This window comes from Mesorhizobium carmichaelinearum (genome assembly GCF_900199455.1).
Classification (GTDB): Bacteria; Pseudomonadota; Alphaproteobacteria; order Rhizobiales; family Rhizobiaceae; genus Mesorhizobium; species Mesorhizobium carmichaelinearum.
In genome coordinates, this window is record NZ_FZQR01000002.1 from 639,084 (window position 1) to 657,384 (window position 18,301).

Consider the following 18,301-nt stretch of genomic DNA (forward strand, 5'->3'; position numbering starts at 1 on the left):
AGGGAAAAATCCGTGAGCGATATCAAGCGTTTCGACTTCGACACCCGCATCCACCACGGTGTCATCCACAATGGCACGCTCTATCTCACCGGCCAGGTTGCGAGGCCGGGTCAATCCGCGGCTGACCAGATGCGCGAGGTACTCGGCAAGATCGATGCGCTGCTCGCCAAGGCTGGCACGGACAAGACCCGCATCCTGCATGTGCAGATGTGGCTCGACGATGTCAGGGATTTCGACGAGGTCAACACGGTGTGGGACGCCTGGATGCCGAAGGAGTATGCGCCGGCGCGCTCTTCCGGCGAGGGACGGATGGCCAAGCCCGGAATGCTGGTCGAGCTGATCGTCACCGCGGCGGTTTGAATGGTCCTGCCGGTTCGGGCATCATCGCGAATCGGGCGAGAGGGAGACTGATGACGAAGCGCAAGCCGCTTTCCACCGTCGTGGCGGAGAGCCTGTCGGAAAAGATCCGTTCCGGATCGCTGCTTCCCGGCGCGCAATTGCCGACCGAGGCGGAGCTTTGCGCCGAATACGATGTCAGCCGTACCGTGGTGCGGGAAGCGGTGGCGCGATTGCGCTCCGACGGCATGGTCGTGCCGCAGCAGGGGCGCGGGATGTTCGTCAGCGAAACCCCAGTGCCGCGCAATTTCTCGATCCCCGACGAGGCGTTGAGGACCTTGCCGGAAACCATCGCTCTGCTCGAGCTGCGGTTGAGTGTCGAAGTAGAGTCCGCCGGCTTGTGTGCGGAACGGCGAACCGAGGCGGAGGCGAACGCCATCCGCGCGCTGATGGAACAGGTCGACGCCCAGCAGGCCGATCCGGCCATCGTCCAGATCCACTACGACTATGATTTCCACCTGGCGATCGCCAAAGCGGCGCGCAATGAATTCATCCACGGCTTCCTCGCCTATCTCAGGCCGATGATCGTTCCGCGCTTCCAGCTCGGCTATGTCGTCACGCCAGAGCGCAAGGACAGCTACTACACGCGCATCCACAACGAGCACAAAGCCATCGTCGACGCTATCGAGAGGCAGGACGGCCGCGCCGCGCGCCAGGCCATGCGCAAGCATTTGCACAACAGCCTCGGGCGCGTGCGCGCGCTGGCCCGGGCTTCTGGCGTCGAGGCAACGGAGGCGGAGCAGAAGGCGGCGGCGGCCTCGCTGTTCACCGATATGAAAAGGCCCTCGCCGGCCGGCGGATAAGGTTCGGCGGCGTCGATCGCGCAGGCCTTCGGCGGCGACCAGATTAGCGACACATTGCGAAAGCCATGTTTTTGCGCCGCCGGTTGGCCGAATCCGTTTTTGGCGGGCTTAAGCCGCCGTTTTCTCACCGTTTCCTCGGATTTTCAGCCTCGGCGCCGGGCTGACCATCCGTCCGGTTTGCGAGCGGGAAAAGAAAATTCGAAAGTTTATCTTTCCTTTTTGCTGGTTTTCTTGGTTTCGCGGCGCCGGCCAGCGCCGCACATTGAAATCCAGGCAAACGGGGAAGCCCAGGTGACGACAGCCTTCATCACAGGAGCGACAAGCGGCATAGGGCGGGCCATGGCGATCGCGCTGAGCGATGCCGGCTACGAGGTCTATGCCGTCGGGCGCAGCCAGGCCGCGCTCAAGGCGCTGCAGGGCGAGCGGCCCGGCATCGTGCCGATCGCCGTCGACGTCACCGATCGCGAGGCGCTGGAAGCGGTTCTGGCGGATCTCACCATCGACGTGCTGATCAACAATGCCGGCATCATGCCGCCACTCGGCAATTTCGCCGACCTGAAGATCGCAGACATCGACTCCACGCTGGAGATAAACCTCAGCGCGGCGATCCTGCTCACCCGCCTCGTCGTGCCGCAGATGCGCGAGCGGCAGTCCGGCCACATCCTGTTCACCGGATCCGTCGCCGGCCACGCGGCCTTCTCCAACATCGCCGTCTACGCAGCCACCAAGGCGGCGATATCAGGCTTTGCCGCAGCACTCCGCGCCGACCTCTCCCCGTCAGGCATACGCGTCACCGAGATCGTCGCCGGCCGTGTCGAGACGCAGCTCTACCAGGACATCCTCGGCGCCGAGGCGCGTGCCGCCATGTACGCCAGCAAAGTGGTGCAGCCGGACGACGTGGCCAGGATGGTGGTCGCGGTGCTTGCACTGCCCGCATGGGCCGACGTCACCCGTTTCGACATCATGCCGACCTGGCCGACATCGCCAAGCGGCACCAAGTAAGGAAAACTTTAGATGAAGGATCTTTCCGTTTTGATCGTTGGCGGCGGTGCCGGCCTCGGCGCCCTCCTGGCCGAAATGGCCGTGGCGGCCGGGGCGGCGAAGATCGGCATCATCGACATCAATCAGGAGGCCGCCGAATCCGCGCTCGCGCCGGCGAAGGCCAAGGGCCTGCCGACCGCTGCTGCTGCCTGCGACATCCAGGTCGGCCCGCAATGCCACACCGCCTTCGATGCCATCGTTTCCAAGCTCGGGCGCATCGATACGCTGATCAATTGCGCCGCGATCTATCCGCGCCGCCCGCTGCTGGAAATCAGCGACTCCGATTGGGATGCCTCCAACGGCATCAACATCAAGGGCACCTATCACATGATGGTGGCGGCGGTTCGCCATATGCAGTCGCAGGAGCCGAAGGCGCATGTGCGCGGCCGCATCGTCAACCTGACCTCCGTCGACGCCTTCAAGGCGCATCCGCAGAACGCCCATTATGCGGCGACCAAGGCCGCCGTCGTCAGCCTGACGCGGTCCTTCGCCCATCACGTCGCCAAGGACGGCATCCTGGTGAACTCGGTGGCACCGGCCGGCATGGCCACGGAGAAGGCCAAAGCCCTTGGCTTCCTGGAGGAACTGGCCAAGGCAAGCCCGCTCGGCCGTGGCGCCGAGCCGACCGAGATCGCCGAGTGGGTACTGATGACGGGTGGCCCGAAGAACACTTACATGACCGGCGAAAACGTCATTGTTTCAGGTGGTTATATCTACGCCTGAGGCGGCTTTCTGCAGCCACCGGCGACTGAAATACCGCAGTGCATGATCAACGGAGCCTCGAGCGGAAGGAGCGGAATTTTCGATGACCGGCAAGCTGCGCCTTCCCTCGCTGAACGCGCTTCGCGTCTTCCACGCCGTAGCGCAGCACAAGAGCTTTCGGCAGGCCGCGGACGAATTGCTGGTCACGCCGCAAGCGGTCGGCCAGCAGATCAAGCTGCTGGAAGACACGCTTCAGGTGACACTGTTCGAGCGCAAGGGCCGGTCGATCGAACTGACCGAGTCCGCCATCCTTCTGTCGCACTACGTCAAAGCCGGCTTCGACGAGTTTTCGGAAGGTGTACGCCGCGTCACCAAGTCGACCTACCGCGACCGCATCAACCTCAATGCCAGCCCGTATTTCGCCACGCACTATCTGCTGCCCAGGCTTTCGCTGTTCCGGGAAATCCTGCCGGGTGCGGATCTGCGGCTGACGACGATGGTCGACCTGCCCGATTTCGGGCGCGACGACATCGATATGACGGTGCAGTGGGGCTACGGCAACTGGCCGGACTACGAGACCACGCTGCTGGTGCCAGACCCGAAGATCATCTGCTGCACGCCTGATATCGGCGAGAAGATCAAATCGGCGCACGACCTGACGAAGTTCACGCTGCTCGACACCGTCAAGTCGAAGCGCCTGTGGCCGGACATATTGCGCCACCTTGGCGTGGAACTGACGAAGGGCGACCGCAGCATAAGCTTCGATGACGCGGCAACCATGCGCCGGGCGACCCTGCAAGGCATCGGCGTGGGCCTGGTCTCCGTCATCGACGCCGAGGAGGATTTCAGGGCGGGCATGCTGGTCGCGCCGATCGGTCGCGACGCCATCACCGATATGCGGCCGGAGGAAATCCCCGGCTTCTATCTCGTCGTCCCGCGCGGGCATCTGCGCGTGAAGGCGGTTGCCGCCCTGCATCGATGGCTGGCCCAGCAGGATTGGCGAAGCGACCTCACGATCCCCTTGCCGAAACCGACCCCGCTTTCCGACTAGCAAGCGGCTTTTCGACCGGGCTCCAGAAAGTTTCTTTCAGAGCTCCAACAACAAAAAACGGAACAACCTCAACAGTGGAGACAACAAACATGAAGACGATGAAATGGGGGCTGCGGCCCTGGCCCTTGGCCTCGTGCATTTTTCAGCGCCGGCGCAAGCTGCTGGCGGCAAGACGCTCGAAACGGTCAAGGCACGCGGCGTGCTGAATTGCACCGGCCATGACGGCTCCTATCTCGGCTTTGCCGAGGTGGACGACAAGGGCAATTGGAAGGGCATGGACATCGACCTCTGCAAGGCAGTGGCCACGGCGGTGTTCGGCGATCCGACGAAGCTGAAGGTCGTCCCGATCAGCTGGGCGCAGCGCTGGCCGGCGTTGCAATCGGGCGATGTCGACATCATCATCAAGGCGTCGGGCGGAACGCTCAGCCGCGACACGGAACTCGGGCTGCAGTTCTCCACGTCCTACTACCTCGGCACGACCAAGGTGATGGCGCACAAGGAACTCAATCTGAAGTCGCTCAAGGATGCCGCGGGCGGCACGATCTGCATTCCCGCCGGCACCTCGCAGGAGCAGCAGGTCGCGGCCTATACGGCCAAGCTCGGCATCAAGCTCGAACCCGTGCTGATCGAAAAGACCGAGGAGCTCGAACAGGCCTATTTCTCGGGACGCTGCGATCTCTATGCGCAGTGGGGTCCGACGCTGGCCATCGCGCGCATCGCCAAGGGCAAGGTCGAGGACCATGTCATCCTGCCCGACGTGCTGGCGGTCGAGCCCGAAGTGATGATCATGCGGCAAGGCGACGACAATTGGGTCGACATCGCCAACTGGACGCTGAGCACGCTGATCTTCGCCGAACAGGAAGGCATCACCTCCAAGAATGTCGACGAGATCAAGGCCAAGCCGACCTCGCCGCAAGTGGCCAAGTTCCTCGGCGTGACGCCAGGCATGGGCAAGGGTCTCGGGCTCTCCGACGACTGGGCCTACAAGGTGATCAAGAATGTCGGCAATTACGGCGAAATCTTCGATCGCGACCTCGGCAAGGGCTCGCCCTACAAGATGGACCGTGAGCTGACCAATTTGTGGAACAATGGCGGCGTCCTGTTCCCGCTGGTCATCGACTGATCCGCTCTTAAACACATCCCGCTCTAGGCTCTGCCCGGCTTTACCGGGCGGAGCCGGCGACAATTCGGGAAAGATTGGTCAATGAGCAGCCTGCTGAGAAATCAGAAGGTCCGCAACGCGCTGTTGCAGCTTCTCTATGTCGGTTCGATCGCAGCGCTGGTGCTTGCCGGTGTCGTGATCGCACGGCGGAATCTGGCCGAGCAAGGGATCACCTCCGGCTTCGACTTCCTGTTCAAGTCGACGGGCTGGGATGTGAACTTCACGCTGCTGCCCGCCACGGCCAATGATCCCTATTGGTGGTTCTTCCTCATCGGCATCACCAACACGCTGTTCCTGGGGACCGTCGGCCTGATGCTGGCGACGATCGTCGGAACAATTGTTGGCTTGGCACGGACCTCCAGCAACGAATTGGCGCAGCTGCTTGGCCGCACCTATGTCGACATCTTCCGCAACATCCCGCTGATCCTGCAGGTCTTCTTCTGGTACGCGCTGATCACGCATTTGCCGACACCGCGCGCCGCGCATGAGGCCTGGGGCTTCCTGCTCACCAGCCGGGGGCTCTACATCCCGTTTCCGAATGTCGGCGGCGGGACAATGGCGCTGGCCCTGTTTGCCTTGCTCGCGGCCATAGCGCTGCCGCTCTGGCTGGGCAGGACATCACAGCTCAGCCAGGCGATCGGTCAGCGGCGTGGCATCCAATTCGCCGGCGCGGCGGCAGCGCTCGCCTGCGCGGCGATCATTCTGGCGATCGGCCGCCTGCCGGATGCGCCGTTCATCGACTTTCCGGCGCTGCAGGGCCTGAACCTCAGGGGTGGCCTGCGCATTCCGCCGGAGTTTTCCGCGCTGGCCATCGCCATCGCGATCTATGGCGGCTCCTACATCGCAGAGATCGTGCGCGGTGGCTTCCAGTCTGTCGGCAAGGGTCAGATGGAAGCGGCGCTCTCACTGGGGCTCAGCCCGTGGCGGGTGTTCACGTTGGTGCGGCTGCCGCTGGCGCTGCGCGCCATGTTGCCGATCCTGGCCAACCAGTATGTCTGGCTGATGAAGGCGACCACGATGGGCATTGCGGTGGGCTTCACGGATTTCTTCATGATCGTGGCGCTGACGATCAATCATTCCGGCCAGACCCTCGAAGTGATCGGCATCCTGATGGCGGGCTTCCTCGCCATCAACCTCTCGCTGGCCGCCCTGTTCAACCGCCTCAACAAGGCCATTGCCCTCAAGGGCAATCAGCTGAGGGGCTGAGCCATGGAGATTGTCGCTCCCCCCGCCCCCGGAAAGCTCAAAGATCTGAGGCGACGCTTCTTCGCGACGCCGCTTCAGGCCGTGATGTCGCTGATCTCCCTGGCGATCATGGCTTTCATCGTCTGGAAGCTGCTGAACTGGGCGGTCTTCTCGGCTGTCTTCACCACCAGCGGCGGGCCAGAGGCCTGCCAGGCCGCGGCCGGGGCCTGCTGGTCGGTCATCGCGGCCAGGTGGCGCATCATCTTTTTCGGCCTCTATCCCTATGAGGAGCAATGGCGCTCGGCGCTGGCCTGCGTGGCCGTGGTGGTGATGACGGTGCTGAGTTGCATTCCAGCCTTCTGGACGGGCCGCCGCATCGCCCTGGTCTGGGGTGTCGGAACCACCGTCTTCTACGTGCTGATGAAAGGCGGCGTGCTCGGCCTGCCCTTCGTCGGCGAGGAAGCGTGGGGCGGGCTGGCGCTGACCCTGTTCATCTTTGTCACCACCTGCCTGATCGGCTTCCCGCTGGCGATCTGCCTCGCTTTGCTGCGCCGCTCGGAACTGCCCTGGATTTCCCGCACCACCGGCCTGATCATCGATGGGGTGCGCTCGCTGCCGCTGATCTCGATCCTGTTCACATTCGCCATCGTGCTGCCGTTCGCGCTGCCGCAATGGCTGCAGGGCGACAAGCTCTACCGGGTGATCCTGGGTTCGGCGCTGTTCTTCTCCGCCTACCAGGCGGAGATCGTGCGCGGCGGCATGCAGGGCGTTGCCAAGGGACAGGAAGAAGCCGCCATGGCGCTCGGCATGCGCTACTGGCAGCGCATCGGCCGCATCTTGCTACCGCAAGCGATGCGCAACGCGCTGCCGGCGACGATCAACCAGTTCGTCATCTCGTTCAAGGAAACCTCGCTGGTGGTCATCGTCGGCTTCTTCGAAATCCTGGCCTCCGGCAATGCCGCCCATGGAACCGGCGAATGGCGCTTCGCCTATGTCGAGGTCTATGCCTTCATCGCCTTCATCTACTTCGTCTTCGTTTTCAGCCTGTCCCGCTACGGCGCCTTTCTTGAGCGCCGCATGTCGGTCAGTGAACGCTAAGGAGGCGCGGACATGATTTCAGGCAATTCGACCCAAACGGCCGGTCCAGCGCTCCGCATCGAAAATCTCGACAAATATTACGGGACGTTCCGCGCGCTGCGGAGCGTGAACCTGTCGGTGGAGCGCGGCGAGAAGATCGTCGTCTGCGGTCCCTCGGGCTCGGGCAAGTCGACCATGATCCGCTGCATCAATCGCCTCGAACAACATAACGCAGGTCGTATCACTGTGCTCGGCACAGAGCTCAACGACGATGTCGGCAACATCGACGAGATCAGGCGGGAGGTCGGCATGGTGTTCCAGCACTTCAACCTGTTTCCGCACATGACGGTGCTGGAGAACTGCATGCTGTCGCCGATGATCGTGCGCAGAAAGCCGCGCGCTGACGCCGAGGCAACCGCCCGGCGCTATCTGGAGAAGGTCCGCATTCCCGAACAGGCGATGAAGTTTCCCGGCCAGCTTTCCGGCGGCCAGCAGCAGCGGGTGGCGATCGCGCGGGCGCTGTGCATGCAGCCGCAGATCATGCTGTTCGACGAGCCGACCTCGGCGCTCGATCCGGAAATGATTTCGGAAGTGCTCGACGTCATGGTGACGCTCGCCTCCGAAGGCATGACGATGATCTGCGTCACGCATGAGATGGGCTTTGCCCGCCGCGTCGCCGACCGGGTGGTCTTCATGGATGGCGGCGAGATCGTCGAGGAGGCGCCACCGGAAGAATTCTTCACCGCGTCCCGCAACGAGCGCACTCGACAATTCCTGTCGCAGGTGCTGGGTCATTGAACGGCATTTTTGAAGATGCAACGTTCAGCACGATGCACACCCTTCAGGTATTTCCATGACTGACCCCACAGCCGCATTGCGCGCGATCCTCGGACCGAAAGGCTGGCTTTCGGGCGACGATGCCGCGCCCTACCAGCGCGATTGGCTCAACCGCTATGGCGTCGCGCCGCTGGGTGTTGCGAGGCCCGCGACCACCGCCGAAGTGGCCGCGGTCGTCAAGGCGTGCCGGGAGGCCGGGCTGGCGGTGGTGCCGCAAGGCGGCAATACCGGGCTTTGCGGCGGCGCCGTCGCGGAGCAGCCGAACGCGGTGATCGTCTCGCTGTCACGCATGGCGGCGATCGGCGAACCGGATCTCGACAGCGGCTCGATTGCCGTCGAAGCGGGCGTCGTGCTCGCCGCGCTGCACGAGGCGCTGGAACCGCATGGCCTGATGTTTCCCATGCATCTCGGCGCCGAAGGCAGCGCCAGGATTGGCGGCCTGATCGGCACCAATGCCGGCGGCAGCCAGGCGTTTCGCTTTGGCATGATGCAGGATCTCGTGCTCGGCCTCGAAGTGGTGACACCGGACGGCACCGTGTGGGACGGACTGCGCGCGGTGCAGAAGGACAATGCGGGCTATCAGCTGCGCAAGCTGTTCTGCGGCGCGGAAGGAACGCTCGGCATCGTGACGCGCGCGGTGCTGCGGCTCTATCCGACGCCAAGGCAGCAGGCGAGCGCACTTCTCGTCATATCCGACTTTGCCGCTGCCGTTTCGTTCGGCGCCTACCTGCGCGGCGAGGCAGGGGAATTTCTGACCGGCGTCGAATTCTTCAGCGATGTCGGGCTGGAACTGGCGCTCAAGCACTTGCCCGATCTCGCCTATCAGCTGGAGACACGGGGCGATGTCTATCTGCTCGTCGAGCTGGCTTCCGGCTCGCCCCGCGTTCCCCTGGACGACATCCTGAATTCGGCATTGGAATGGGGCATGGAGCAAGGGCTGGTGCTGGATGGCGCGCTGGCGACGTCGGGCGCGCATCGGGCGCAGTTCTGGCGGCTGCGCGAGGAACAGCCGGAGGGGCAGCGGCTGGAAGGCGAACAGCTCAAGCACGACATCTCGGTGCCGCCCGGTGCGATCGCCCGCTTCATTGAGGCTGGTGCAAAAATCTGTCAGGAGATTCTGCCCGGCGTGCGGATCAACCCGTTCGGGCATCTCGGCGACGGCAACATCCACTACAATCTGTCGCCGCCGGAAGGCCGTGGCGATTTCGACGGCAAGGCCGGGCAGTTTGCCGAGGCACTGTCGGCGCTTGCCACGCAAATGGGCGGCAGCTTCGCGGCCGAGCATGGATTGGGCCGTGCCAAGATCGCCCTGGCCGAGCGCAATCGCGGTTTGGTGGAGCGAGACCTCATGGCGCGGCTGAAGGGCGCGTTCGATCCGCTGGGCACGATGAATCCCGGTGTTCTGGTGCGTTCGCCACAGTAAAGAAAAACTTTCGAATAGTCCGCATTTCTTGATTTCGCCCCGACCCGCCAGAGTGCAGGTATAAACCGAAGGGCAGGCTCGGTCCGCTTGCCGCCAGCTGTAAGGATATCGAAGCATGATCCGCAATGGCGGCCGCCTTCTTGTCGAATGCCTGATCGCTCTGGGCGCGAGCAAGAGCTTCGGCGTACCGGGTGAGAGCTACCTGGCCGTTCTCGATGCGCTGCATGACACAGAGGGAAAGCTGGACTATGTGCTGTGCCGCAATGAGGGCGGCGCGGCGTTCATGGCTTCCGCCTACGGCAAGCTGACGGGATCGCCGGGCATCTGCTTCGTGACGCGCGGCCCGGGCGTCACCAATGCCAGCATCGGCGTCCATACGGCCATGCAGGACAGTTCGCCGATGATCCTCTTCGTCGGCCAGGTCGGCACCGACATGAAGGGCCGCGAGGCTTTCCAGGAGATCGACTACCGGGCCGTTTACGGCACCGTCGCCAAATGGGCGGTCGAGATCGACGACGTCGCGCGCCTGCCGGAGATCGTCGCGCGGGCCTGGACCACCGCCTTGACCGGACGGCCTGGCCCCGTGGTGGTCGCGCTGCCGGAGGACATGCTGACCACGCTGACCGAAGCCGCTCCGCTCAGCGGGCCGGCAGCGATTTTCGAGCCGGCGCCGAGCGTGGATGCGATGGCTGCGGCATTCAAACTGCTGGCGGCTGCGGAAAAGCCGGTTCTGCTCATGGGCGGTGCCAACTGGACGGAGGCTGGACGTACGGCGCTGCAGGCTTTCGCCGAGGCGTCCGACATCCCGGTCGTGGCCGCCTTCCGCTATCAGGATCAGTTCGACAACCATTCGCCCGCCTTCGTCGGCGAGGCCGGTGTCGGCATGGTGGCGCATGTGAAGAAGCTGATCAGCGACGCCGATGTGATCCTGGCCGTCAATGTGCGCTTCGGCGAGATGACCACGGACGGCTATACGCTGCTGTCGGTGCCGCAGCCGCGCCAGAAGCTGATCCACGTCCATGGCTCCGACCGCGAGATCGGCAAGATCTATGTGCCTGTCATCGGCATCCATGCCGGCCCGAACGCCTTCGCCAAGGCTTTGACGCCGGTCAAGGGTACATGGGCGGAGTGGCGCGCGGCAGCGCGCAAGGCCTATGAAGGGACATTCGCGGCACCCGTCCAGCCGGGCCCGGTGGATATGGTGGCGGTCAGCGCCTGGCTGCGCGAGATCTTGCCCGCCGACGTCATCCTCACCAACGGTGCCGGCAATTTCACGGTATGGCCGAACAAGTTCTTCAAGTTCGGGCCACAGGCGCGGCTGCTCGCGCCGCAGTCCGGCGCCATGGGCTACGGCCTGCCGGCGGCGGTCGCGGCAAAAGTCGCGTTCCCGGAGCGCACCGTCGTCTGCTTTGCTGGCGACGGCGATTTCCAGATGAATTGCCAGGAACTCGGCACCGCCATGCAGGCGGGCGCGCAGCCGATCGTGCTGATCATCAACAACGGCATCTATGGCACGATCCGCGCGCATCAGGAGCGCCACTATCCGGCTCGCGTCTCGGGAACCTCGCTCGAGAATCCCGACTTCGTGGCGCTGGCGAAGGCCTATGGCTTCCACGCCGAACGGGTCGAATCCACCGGGGAATTCGCCGCCGCCTTCGGGCGGGCGCTCGCCTCGGCGACGGGCGCCGTCCTCGACATCGCCATCTCGCCCGAAGCGCTGACGCCCCGGCAGACCCTCTCCCAGATTCGCGAAGCCGCGCTCGCTTCGCAGAAGGCCAAGGCATGACCTCCAGAACCGACGACATCCGTCTTGGCGCTGATATAGGCGGCACGTTTACCGACATCGCTCTCGACCTCCGGGGAAAGCTGTTCTCGACCAAGGTACTGACCAATTATGCGGCGCCCGAGCAGGCGATCCTCGACGGCATTGTCGTCGTCACGCGCGATGCCGGCATTTCGGCTGCCGAGATCGGCATCATCATCCACGGCACGACGCTCGCCACCAACGCCCTGATCGAGCGGCGCGGCGCCAAGACCGCGCTTGTCACGACCGAAGGGTTCCGCGACGTGATTGAGATGCGGACCGAAAACCGCTTCGAGCAATATGATCTGAACCTGCAGCTGCCGACACCGCTCATCCCGCGCGAGCATCGCTTCACGGTCAAGGGCCGTATCGGCGCCGAGGGACAGGAGTTGCGGCCGCTCGATGAAGCCGCACTGGAGGAGATTGCCGGACGGATTGCGGCAGGCGGCTTCGGCTCGGTGGCGATCGGCTTCATCCACGCCTACACCAATCCAGCCCATGAGCGCCGCGCGCGCGAAATCCTGTCCCGCAAGCTCAGCATCCCGATTTCGATCAGCGCCGAAGTGTCGCCGCAGATGCGCGAGTTCGAGCGCTTCAACACGGTCTGCGCCAATGCCTATGTGCGGCCGCAAATGGCCGACTATCTCGCCCGCTTCCAGACGCGGCTGAAGGAGATGGGCGCCGAATGCCCGGTCTTCATGATCCATTCGGGCGGCGGCCTGATTTCGGTGGAAACCGCCTCGGAATTCCCAGTGCGCCTGGTCGAATCCGGCCCGGCCGGCGGCGCCATCTTCGCCGCGGATATCGCCAGGCGCTTCGGCCTGGAAAAGGTCGTTTCTTACGACATGGGCGGCACCACCGCGAAGATCTGCCTGATCGAGGATTTTGCGCCGCGCACGGCCAGAACCTTCGAAGTGGCGCGCACCTACCGCTTCTGCAAGGGCTCGGGCATGCCGATCTCTATACCGGTCATCGAAATGATCGAGATCGGCGCCGGCGGCGGCTCCATCGCCTGGGTCGACGCCATGGGCCGTATCCAGACCGGGCCGGAAAGTGCCGGCTCGGAGCCGGGGCCCGCCTGCTACGGCCGCGGCGGCAAGCGCCCGGCGATCACCGACGCCGATCTGGTGCTCGGCAAGCTCGACCCCGACAATTTCGCCGGCGGCGCGATCAAGCTCGACACGGCGGCGTCGGAACAGGCGATCCTGCGCGATGTCGGCGAGCGGCTGTCACTCGACGCCATGTCGACGGCCTTCGGCATCTGCGAGGTGGTGGACGAGAACATGGCCAATGCCGCCCGCGTCCACGCCGTCGAGAACGGCAAGAACATCTCCGACAATCTGATGATCGCCTTTGGCGGTGCTGCTCCCCTTCACGCGGCAAGGCTTTGCGAAAAACTCGGCATCGAACGCTGCATCGTCCCCAAGGGCGCGGGCGTCGGATCGGCGATCGGTTTCCTCAAGGCGCCGTTCGGCTACGAGGCGCTGGCGTCGAAGCTGACCCGCCTGTCGCGGTTCCAGCCGGCCGAGGTCAACGCCTTGCTTGGCGACCTCAAGGCATCAGCCGAAAGCTTCGTGCGCAGCGGCGCCAGCGGCAGCATCACCTGCGAAATCACCGCCTTCATGCGCTATGCCGGCCAGGGCTGGGAAATCCCGGTGCCGCTGCCCGATGCGCCGTTCGGCGAGGATGCCGTCACAGGGCTCAAGGAGCTGTTCGAGGCAAATTACCAGCGCTTCTTCGGCCGCGCCATCGAAGGGCTCGACGGGCTGGAGATCGAGATCGTCACCTGGTCGGTCAAGGCGACGGATATCCGGCCTGATGTTGCCAGGCACGAGCTTACGAGCGGCAAGCGGACCAGCAACCCGACCACGACCCGCGCGGTGTTCGATCCGGCAAGCGGCGAGCCGCAGACTTACGGCATCGTCGAACGCGATACGCTTTGCGCGGGTGACCGCGTCGCGGGGCCGGTGGTCATCGTCGAACGCGAGACCTCCACCGTCGTCACCACCAGCTTCGACGCCGTCATCCAGAGCGACGGCGCCATCCTTCTGATCCGCAAAGGCAGCCAGTCATGAGCGACATCAGCGACATCCGCATGCAGGTGATGTGGAACCGGTTGATCTCGGTGGTCGAGGAGCAGGCACTGACCTTGCTGCGCACCGCCTTTTCGACCTCGGTGCGCGAGTCCGGCGACCTGTCTGCGGGCGTGTTCGACCCGCGCGGCCAGATGCTGGCGCAAGCGGTGACCGGCACGCCCGGCCACGTCAACACCATGGCCGAGGCCGTGCTGCATTTCATGAATGAAATCCCGCGCGACACAATGTTCGAGGGCGACACCTATGTCACCAACGATCCCTGGCTGGGCACCGGCCATCTGCACGACATCACCATGGTCTCGCCGTCCTTCCTGAATGGCGAGCTGGTGGCGTTTTTTGCCTGCACCGCGCATGTCGTCGATGTCGGCGGACGCGGCTTCGGCGCCGACGCCAAGTCGGTCTACGAGGAAGGCATCCAGATCCCGATCATGAAGTTCGCCGAGAAGGGCAAGGTCAATCTCGACCTCGTCAGGATCCTGCGCGCCAATGTCCGCGAACCGAACCAGGTCGTTGGCGATTTCTATTCGCTCGCCGCCTGCAACGAGGTCGGTCATCGCCGCCTCGTCGACATGATGAAGGAGATCGGGCTCTCCTCGCTCGACGGGCTCGGCGACTTCATCTTCTCGCGCACACGCGACGCCATGCTCGAGCGCATCAAGGCGCTGCCGAAAGGCAGTTGGTCGAACGAACTCGTCACCGACGGCTACGACGCGCCGGTGAAGCTGGTGGCAAAAGTGTCGGTCCGCGACGATCATGTCGAGGTCGATTTCACCGGCACCGATCCGATGAGCCGGTGGGGCATCAACTGCCCGATCATCTACAGCAAGGCCTATGCCTGCTACGCGCTGAAATGCGTGGTGGCGCCCGACATCCCCAACAACGCCGCCTCGCTCGCCTTCTTCACCGTGACCTCGCCGGTCAACATCCTGAACGCGGTGCGGCCAGCACCCGTGGCGCTCAGGCACATCTTCGGCCACATGGTCCCCGATCTGGTGCTGGGCGCGATCTCCCAGGCCATGCCCGGCAAGATCCTCGCCGAGGGCGCCGGCGCGCTATGGAACATCCACATCTCGGTGCGGCCGGTTGCGGGCGGCCAGGGCCGCCGCGCCGAAGTGCTGATGTTCAACTCCGGCGGCATGGGCGCGCGCCCTGGCATCGATGGCCTGTCGGCGACGGCTTTCCCTTCCGGCGTCCACACCATGCCGATCGAGGCGACGGAGCATACCGGGCCGATCGTCATCTGGCGCAAGGAGTTGCGGCCGGACTCCGGCGGCGACGGCGAATTCCGGGGCGGCCTCGGACAAGTGATCGAGATCGCCGCGATCGAGGGCCATGAGTTCGACTTCTCGGCGATGTTCGACCGCGTCAATCACCCTGCCCATGGACGCAATGGCGGTGAGCCCGGCGTGGCCGGCGTCGTCAAGCTGGACGACGGCACGCAGATGCGGCCCAAGGGCTGGCAGCATGTTCCGGCCGGACGTCGGCTGATCCTCGAATTGCCGGGCGGCGGCGGCTATGGCGATCCGGCCAAACGCAGCGTCGAGGCGCGAGCGAACGACCAGTCCAAGGAATATATTTCGGAGAACGGCAAATGAGCTACATTGCCTCGCGCCTGTCGGCGGTGAAGCCTTCGGCTTCCATGGCGGCCTCGCAAGCCGCCAAGGCGCTGCGCGCCAAGGGCGTCGACGTGATCGATCTCGGCTTGGGCGAACCGGATTTCCCGACGCCCAGCCACATCATCGATGCCGCCCATTTCGCGGCGAAGGCAGGACAGACGCTCTACACCGGTGCTGCCGGCACGGCCGAGGTGCGCGACGCCGTCGCCGGTAAGTTCCGCCGCGAGAATGGGCTGGATTACACGGCCGATGACATCGTGGTGGCCAACGGCGCCAAGCAGATCATCTTCAACGCGCTGATGGCGACGCTGGAGGCTGGCGACGAGGCCATCCTGCCGGCCCCCTACTTCGTCTCCTACCCGAAATGGTGAAGCTGCTCGGCGGCACGCCTGTCACCGTCGAATGCCCGGAGACATCAGGCTTCCGGCTGACGCTTGATGTGCTGGAGAAGGCCATCACGCCGAGGACGAAGTGGCTCTTCCTCAACATGCCGGGCAACCCGTCCGGCGCGGTTTACTCCGAGGCCGATCTCAAGGCGCTGGGCGCGGTGCTGGCAAGGCATCCGCAGGTGCTCATCCTCTCCGACGAGATCTACGAGCACATCCTCTTCGACGGGCGCGAGTTCGTCTCCTTCGGCAAGGCCTGCCCTGAACTCAGGGATCGCACGCTGATCGTCAACGGTGTCTCGAAATCCTATGCGATGACCGGCTGGCGTGTCGGCTATGCGGCGGGACCCGCGCCGCTGGTGAAGGCGATGTCGACCATCCAGAGCCAGTCCTGCACCTCGGTGTGCTCCATCGCACAGGCGGCGACGGTCGCCGCGCTCAACGGCCCGCAGGACGAGGTGGTGCGCTTCCGGCAAGCGTTCGAAGCGCGCCGCGATCTGGTCGTCGATGGCATCAGGAAGATCAACGGACTGACGCTGTCACCGCCGGACGGCGCCTTCTATGCCTATATTGGTTGCGCCAATCTGATCGGCCGCAAGACGCCCGGGGGCGTCGTGCTGGAGGACGACGCGGCAGTGGCAAACTATCTCTTGAACGAAGGCCGTGTGGCGTCGGTGCCGGGTGCAGCCTATGGACTTTCACCCTATTTTCGTATCTCGACCGCGACCAGCGAAGAGGTGCTGACCGAGGCGATCGTGCGGATCAACGCCGCCGTCGCGCAAGTGGAGTAGATGATGCCGCATTATGACCGTATCCTGATTACCGGTGCTGCAGGCCGCCTCGGCTCGGAACTGCGCAAGGGGCTGGTGCCGCTGGCGAAGACGATCCGCTTGGCGGGGCGCGAACCGTTCGCCGATCTTGCCCCGCACGAGGAGGAAGCGGTGTTCGATCTCGCCGACATGGAAGCGACGATCGCGGCCACCAAGGATTGCGACGCGATCGTTCACTTCGGCGGCGCCCCGCTCGAATGCGAATGGCAGACCATCCTCGATTCCAGTATCCGCGGCTCCTACCACATCTACGAAGGCGCCCGGAAACACGGCGTGAAGCGCGTCATCTACGCTTCCTCGGTGCATGCCATCGGCTATCACGAGGTCGAGGCGCATATCGGCGTCGACGCGCCGGTGCGTCCCGACAGCCTCTACGGTGTCTCGAAGAATTTCGTCGAGAGCCTGAGCCGGCTCTACTGGGACAAGTTCGGCATCGAGACGGTCTGCCTGCGCATCTTCTCGTCCTTTCCCGAACCGGCGGACCGGCGCATGCTGTGGTCGTACCTCTCCTTCGCCGACTGCGTGCGGCTGGTCGAGGCATCGCTGACCGCGCCGCGCGTCGGCCACACCATCTCCTTCGGCATATCCGACAACAAGCTAAAGATGGTCGACAACAGCGGCGCCAACCATCTGGGATTCACCCCGCAGGACAGCGCCGAGCCGTTCCGTGCCGCCGTGGAGGCCAAGACCCCCGTTCCCGACCCGAAACGGCCGTCGGTAAAATATCTCGGCGGCTGGTTCTGCGAACTTGGCCACCCGGACGACAAGCCGGCGTGACGGCAGGGCGATGCGCCGTCCGAGGCGTTTTCGACCTTGCCGCTGACCTGCCGGCGATCTCCAATCACGCCGCAGGAACGGGCGCGCCGGCTTCGATAAGTCCCTCTCGTTTGAGATCAGCCCACAGGGCCGAGGGAATGTCCTCGCGCAGATAGGCCAGATTCTGCTTCAGCTCCTCGGCCGAGCGGGCGCCCGGGATGACGCTGGAAACCAGGGGATGGCCGAGCGGGAACTGGAGTGCGGCGGCCGGCAGCGAAACCTTATGATTGATACAGACGGCCTCGATGCGGCGGACGCGTTCAAGCACCGGCTCGGGTGCTGCCCTGGTGTTGAAGGTCGCGCCCTTGACGGCGCCCGTTGCCAGGATGCCGGAATTGTAGGGGCCGCCGATGATGATCCTGGTGCCGCGCTGCTCGCAGAGCGGCAGCAAGGTCGCCAGCGGCTCCTGTTCGAGCAACGTGTAGCGGCCGGCGAGCAGGAAATAGTCGAACGCACCTGCCACGACGAAATCAGACAGCATCTGCCATTGGTTTATGCCGACGCCGACCGCCTTGATGACGCCTTGCGAGCGCAGTTCGTCGAGCGCGGGATAGGCGCCGTCCATGGCTTCCTTGAAGCGGCTTCTGGCGTAGGGATCTTCGCCGGGAGCGAAATGAATGGCTTCGTCGGGATCGTGGATCGAGACCATGTCGACATAGTCGGTGTCGAGGCGCTTCAGCGTTCCCTCGAGCGAACGCATCACTGCGTCGCGTGAATAGTCGAACTCGGCACGGAAGGAGCCGGGCTGGTCCCACAGTGCCGGCTTCAGCTCCTCCGGCGGAATGGGCACGAGGTCGTAACCGATCTTGGACGAGATGACGATGTCGGCACGCGGCAGCGACTTGATGGCGAGACCCAGACGCGTCTCGCTGACGCCAAAGCCGTAGACCGGTGCGGTGTCGAAATAGCGGATGCCATTGTCATAGGCCGCCTGCACCGTCTTTACCGCCGCATCGGTATCGACGGCGCGATACATGTTGCCCAGCCCGGTGCCGCCGAGCCCGATCGTCGTCACCTCTACGCCATTCTTCGCCACAGCCCTGAATTCGATTTCAGCCATTTTCTCTTCCTGTGAT

The 18,301-nt window shown here is 64.2% G+C and carries 15 protein-coding genes and 1 pseudogene; 15 read left to right on the plus strand and 1 reads right to left on the minus strand.

Going from position 1 to position 18,301, the window contains the following annotated elements:
- Window positions 1-12 precede the first annotated feature (12 nt).
- The 15 genes and pseudogenes from CKW40_RS06300 to CKW40_RS06370 all read left to right on the plus strand — a co-directional run bounded on the left by CKW40_RS06300 (window position 13) and on the right by CKW40_RS06370 (window position 17,186).
- Complete coding sequence (locus CKW40_RS06300; RefSeq protein ID WP_095199184.1) at window positions 13-360, plus strand: RidA family protein; 348 nt, start codon at window positions 13-15, stop codon at window positions 358-360.
- 50 nt (window positions 361-410) lie between these two features.
- Window positions 411-1,199, plus strand: a complete 789-nt coding sequence (locus tag CKW40_RS06305; RefSeq protein ID WP_179297844.1) for a FadR/GntR family transcriptional regulator — start codon at window positions 411-413, stop codon at window positions 1,197-1,199.
- Window positions 1,200-1,490: 291 nt separating this feature from the next.
- Window positions 1,491-2,201, plus strand: coding sequence for an SDR family oxidoreductase (locus tag CKW40_RS06310; protein WP_095199185.1), 711 nt, complete (start codon window positions 1,491-1,493; stop codon window positions 2,199-2,201).
- A gap of 12 nt (window positions 2,202-2,213) precedes the next feature.
- Window positions 2,214-2,963, plus strand: a complete 750-nt coding sequence (locus tag CKW40_RS06315; RefSeq protein ID WP_095199032.1) for an SDR family NAD(P)-dependent oxidoreductase — start codon at window positions 2,214-2,216, stop codon at window positions 2,961-2,963.
- Between the two features lie 82 nt (window positions 2,964-3,045).
- Window positions 3,046-3,993, plus strand: coding sequence for a LysR substrate-binding domain-containing protein (locus CKW40_RS06320; protein WP_095199033.1), 948 nt, complete (start codon window positions 3,046-3,048; stop codon window positions 3,991-3,993).
- Between the two features lie 103 nt (window positions 3,994-4,096).
- A complete protein-coding gene (locus tag CKW40_RS06325; RefSeq protein WP_143748252.1) occupies window positions 4,097-5,116 on the plus strand; it encodes an amino acid ABC transporter substrate-binding protein in 1,020 nt (339 codons plus the stop codon).
- Window positions 5,117-5,197: 81 nt separating this feature from the next.
- The gene (locus tag CKW40_RS06330) at window positions 5,198-6,361 is read left to right on the plus strand and encodes an ABC transporter permease subunit (RefSeq protein WP_095199034.1); all 1,164 of its coding nucleotides are present in this window, start codon (window positions 5,198-5,200) and stop codon (window positions 6,359-6,361) included.
- Window positions 6,362-6,364: 3 nt separating this feature from the next.
- Window positions 6,365-7,438, plus strand: coding sequence for an amino acid ABC transporter permease (locus tag CKW40_RS06335; RefSeq protein ID WP_095199035.1), 1,074 nt, complete (start codon window positions 6,365-6,367; stop codon window positions 7,436-7,438).
- A gap of 12 nt (window positions 7,439-7,450) precedes the next feature.
- Window positions 7,451-8,215: an amino acid ABC transporter ATP-binding protein gene (locus CKW40_RS06340; protein ID WP_095199036.1), complete on the plus strand. Its 765-nt coding sequence runs from the start codon at window positions 7,451-7,453 to the stop codon at window positions 8,213-8,215.
- Between the two features lie 55 nt (window positions 8,216-8,270).
- Window positions 8,271-9,677 (plus strand): FAD-binding oxidoreductase, encoded by a 1,407-nt coding sequence (locus CKW40_RS06345; protein WP_095199037.1) that lies wholly within the window; start codon window positions 8,271-8,273, stop codon window positions 9,675-9,677.
- A 115-nt stretch (window positions 9,678-9,792) separates the two neighbouring features.
- Window positions 9,793-11,463 (plus strand): thiamine pyrophosphate-binding protein, encoded by a 1,671-nt coding sequence (locus CKW40_RS06350; protein ID WP_095199038.1) that lies wholly within the window; start codon window positions 9,793-9,795, stop codon window positions 11,461-11,463.
- The gene (locus CKW40_RS06355; RefSeq protein WP_095199039.1) at window positions 11,460-13,556 is read left to right on the plus strand and encodes a hydantoinase/oxoprolinase family protein; all 2,097 of its coding nucleotides are present in this window, start codon (window positions 11,460-11,462) and stop codon (window positions 13,554-13,556) included. The genes CKW40_RS06350 and CKW40_RS06355 overlap by 4 nt, the downstream gene beginning before the upstream one ends.
- Complete coding sequence (locus CKW40_RS06360; RefSeq protein WP_095199040.1) at window positions 13,553-15,172, plus strand: hydantoinase B/oxoprolinase family protein; 1,620 nt, start codon at window positions 13,553-13,555, stop codon at window positions 15,170-15,172. Before CKW40_RS06355 ends, CKW40_RS06360 begins: the two co-directional genes overlap by 4 nt.
- Window positions 15,169-16,370: pseudogene (locus tag CKW40_RS06365) on the plus strand (pyridoxal phosphate-dependent aminotransferase). Before CKW40_RS06360 ends, CKW40_RS06365 begins: the two are co-directional and overlap by 4 nt.
- A 3-nt stretch (window positions 16,371-16,373) precedes the next feature.
- Window positions 16,374-17,186: an NAD-dependent epimerase/dehydratase family protein gene (locus tag CKW40_RS06370; RefSeq protein WP_095199186.1), complete on the plus strand. Its 813-nt coding sequence runs from the start codon at window positions 16,374-16,376 to the stop codon at window positions 17,184-17,186.
- A 64-nt stretch (window positions 17,187-17,250) separates the two neighbouring features.
- Here CKW40_RS06370 and CKW40_RS06375 read toward each other — a convergent pair whose 3' ends face one another.
- A complete protein-coding gene (locus CKW40_RS06375) occupies window positions 17,251-18,285 on the minus strand; it encodes an aldo/keto reductase (RefSeq protein WP_095199041.1) in 1,035 nt (344 codons plus the stop codon).
- Window positions 18,286-18,301 lie beyond the last annotated feature (16 nt).

What these genes read in the sequence shown, in the direction of transcription:
- CKW40_RS06315 (WP_095199032.1), top strand. Translation starts at nt 2,214, where the DNA reads ATGAAGGATCTTTCCGTTTTGATCGTTGGCGGCGGTGCCGGCCTCGGC.
- CKW40_RS06375 (WP_095199041.1), bottom strand. Translation starts at nt 18,285, where the DNA reads ATGGCTGAAATCGAATTCAGGGCTGTGGCGAAGAATGGCGTAGAGGTG.
- CKW40_RS06350 (WP_095199038.1), top strand. Translation starts at nt 9,793, where the DNA reads ATGATCCGCAATGGCGGCCGCCTTCTTGTCGAATGCCTGATCGCTCTG.
- CKW40_RS06340 (WP_095199036.1), top strand. Translation starts at nt 7,451, where the DNA reads ATGATTTCAGGCAATTCGACCCAAACGGCCGGTCCAGCGCTCCGCATC.
- CKW40_RS06305 (WP_179297844.1), top strand. Translation starts at nt 411, where the DNA reads ATGACGAAGCGCAAGCCGCTTTCCACCGTCGTGGCGGAGAGCCTGTCG.
- CKW40_RS06360 (WP_095199040.1), top strand. Translation starts at nt 13,553, where the DNA reads ATGAGCGACATCAGCGACATCCGCATGCAGGTGATGTGGAACCGGTTG.
- CKW40_RS06325 (WP_143748252.1), top strand. Translation starts at nt 4,097, where the DNA reads ATGGGGGCTGCGGCCCTGGCCCTTGGCCTCGTGCATTTTTCAGCGCCG.
- CKW40_RS06370 (WP_095199186.1), top strand. Translation starts at nt 16,374, where the DNA reads ATGCCGCATTATGACCGTATCCTGATTACCGGTGCTGCAGGCCGCCTC.
- CKW40_RS06320 (WP_095199033.1), top strand. Translation starts at nt 3,046, where the DNA reads ATGACCGGCAAGCTGCGCCTTCCCTCGCTGAACGCGCTTCGCGTCTTC.
- CKW40_RS06330 (WP_095199034.1), top strand. Translation starts at nt 5,198, where the DNA reads ATGAGCAGCCTGCTGAGAAATCAGAAGGTCCGCAACGCGCTGTTGCAG.
- CKW40_RS06355 (WP_095199039.1), top strand. Translation starts at nt 11,460, where the DNA reads ATGACCTCCAGAACCGACGACATCCGTCTTGGCGCTGATATAGGCGGC.
- CKW40_RS06345 (WP_095199037.1), top strand. Translation starts at nt 8,271, where the DNA reads ATGACTGACCCCACAGCCGCATTGCGCGCGATCCTCGGACCGAAAGGC.
- CKW40_RS06335 (WP_095199035.1), top strand. Translation starts at nt 6,365, where the DNA reads ATGGAGATTGTCGCTCCCCCCGCCCCCGGAAAGCTCAAAGATCTGAGG.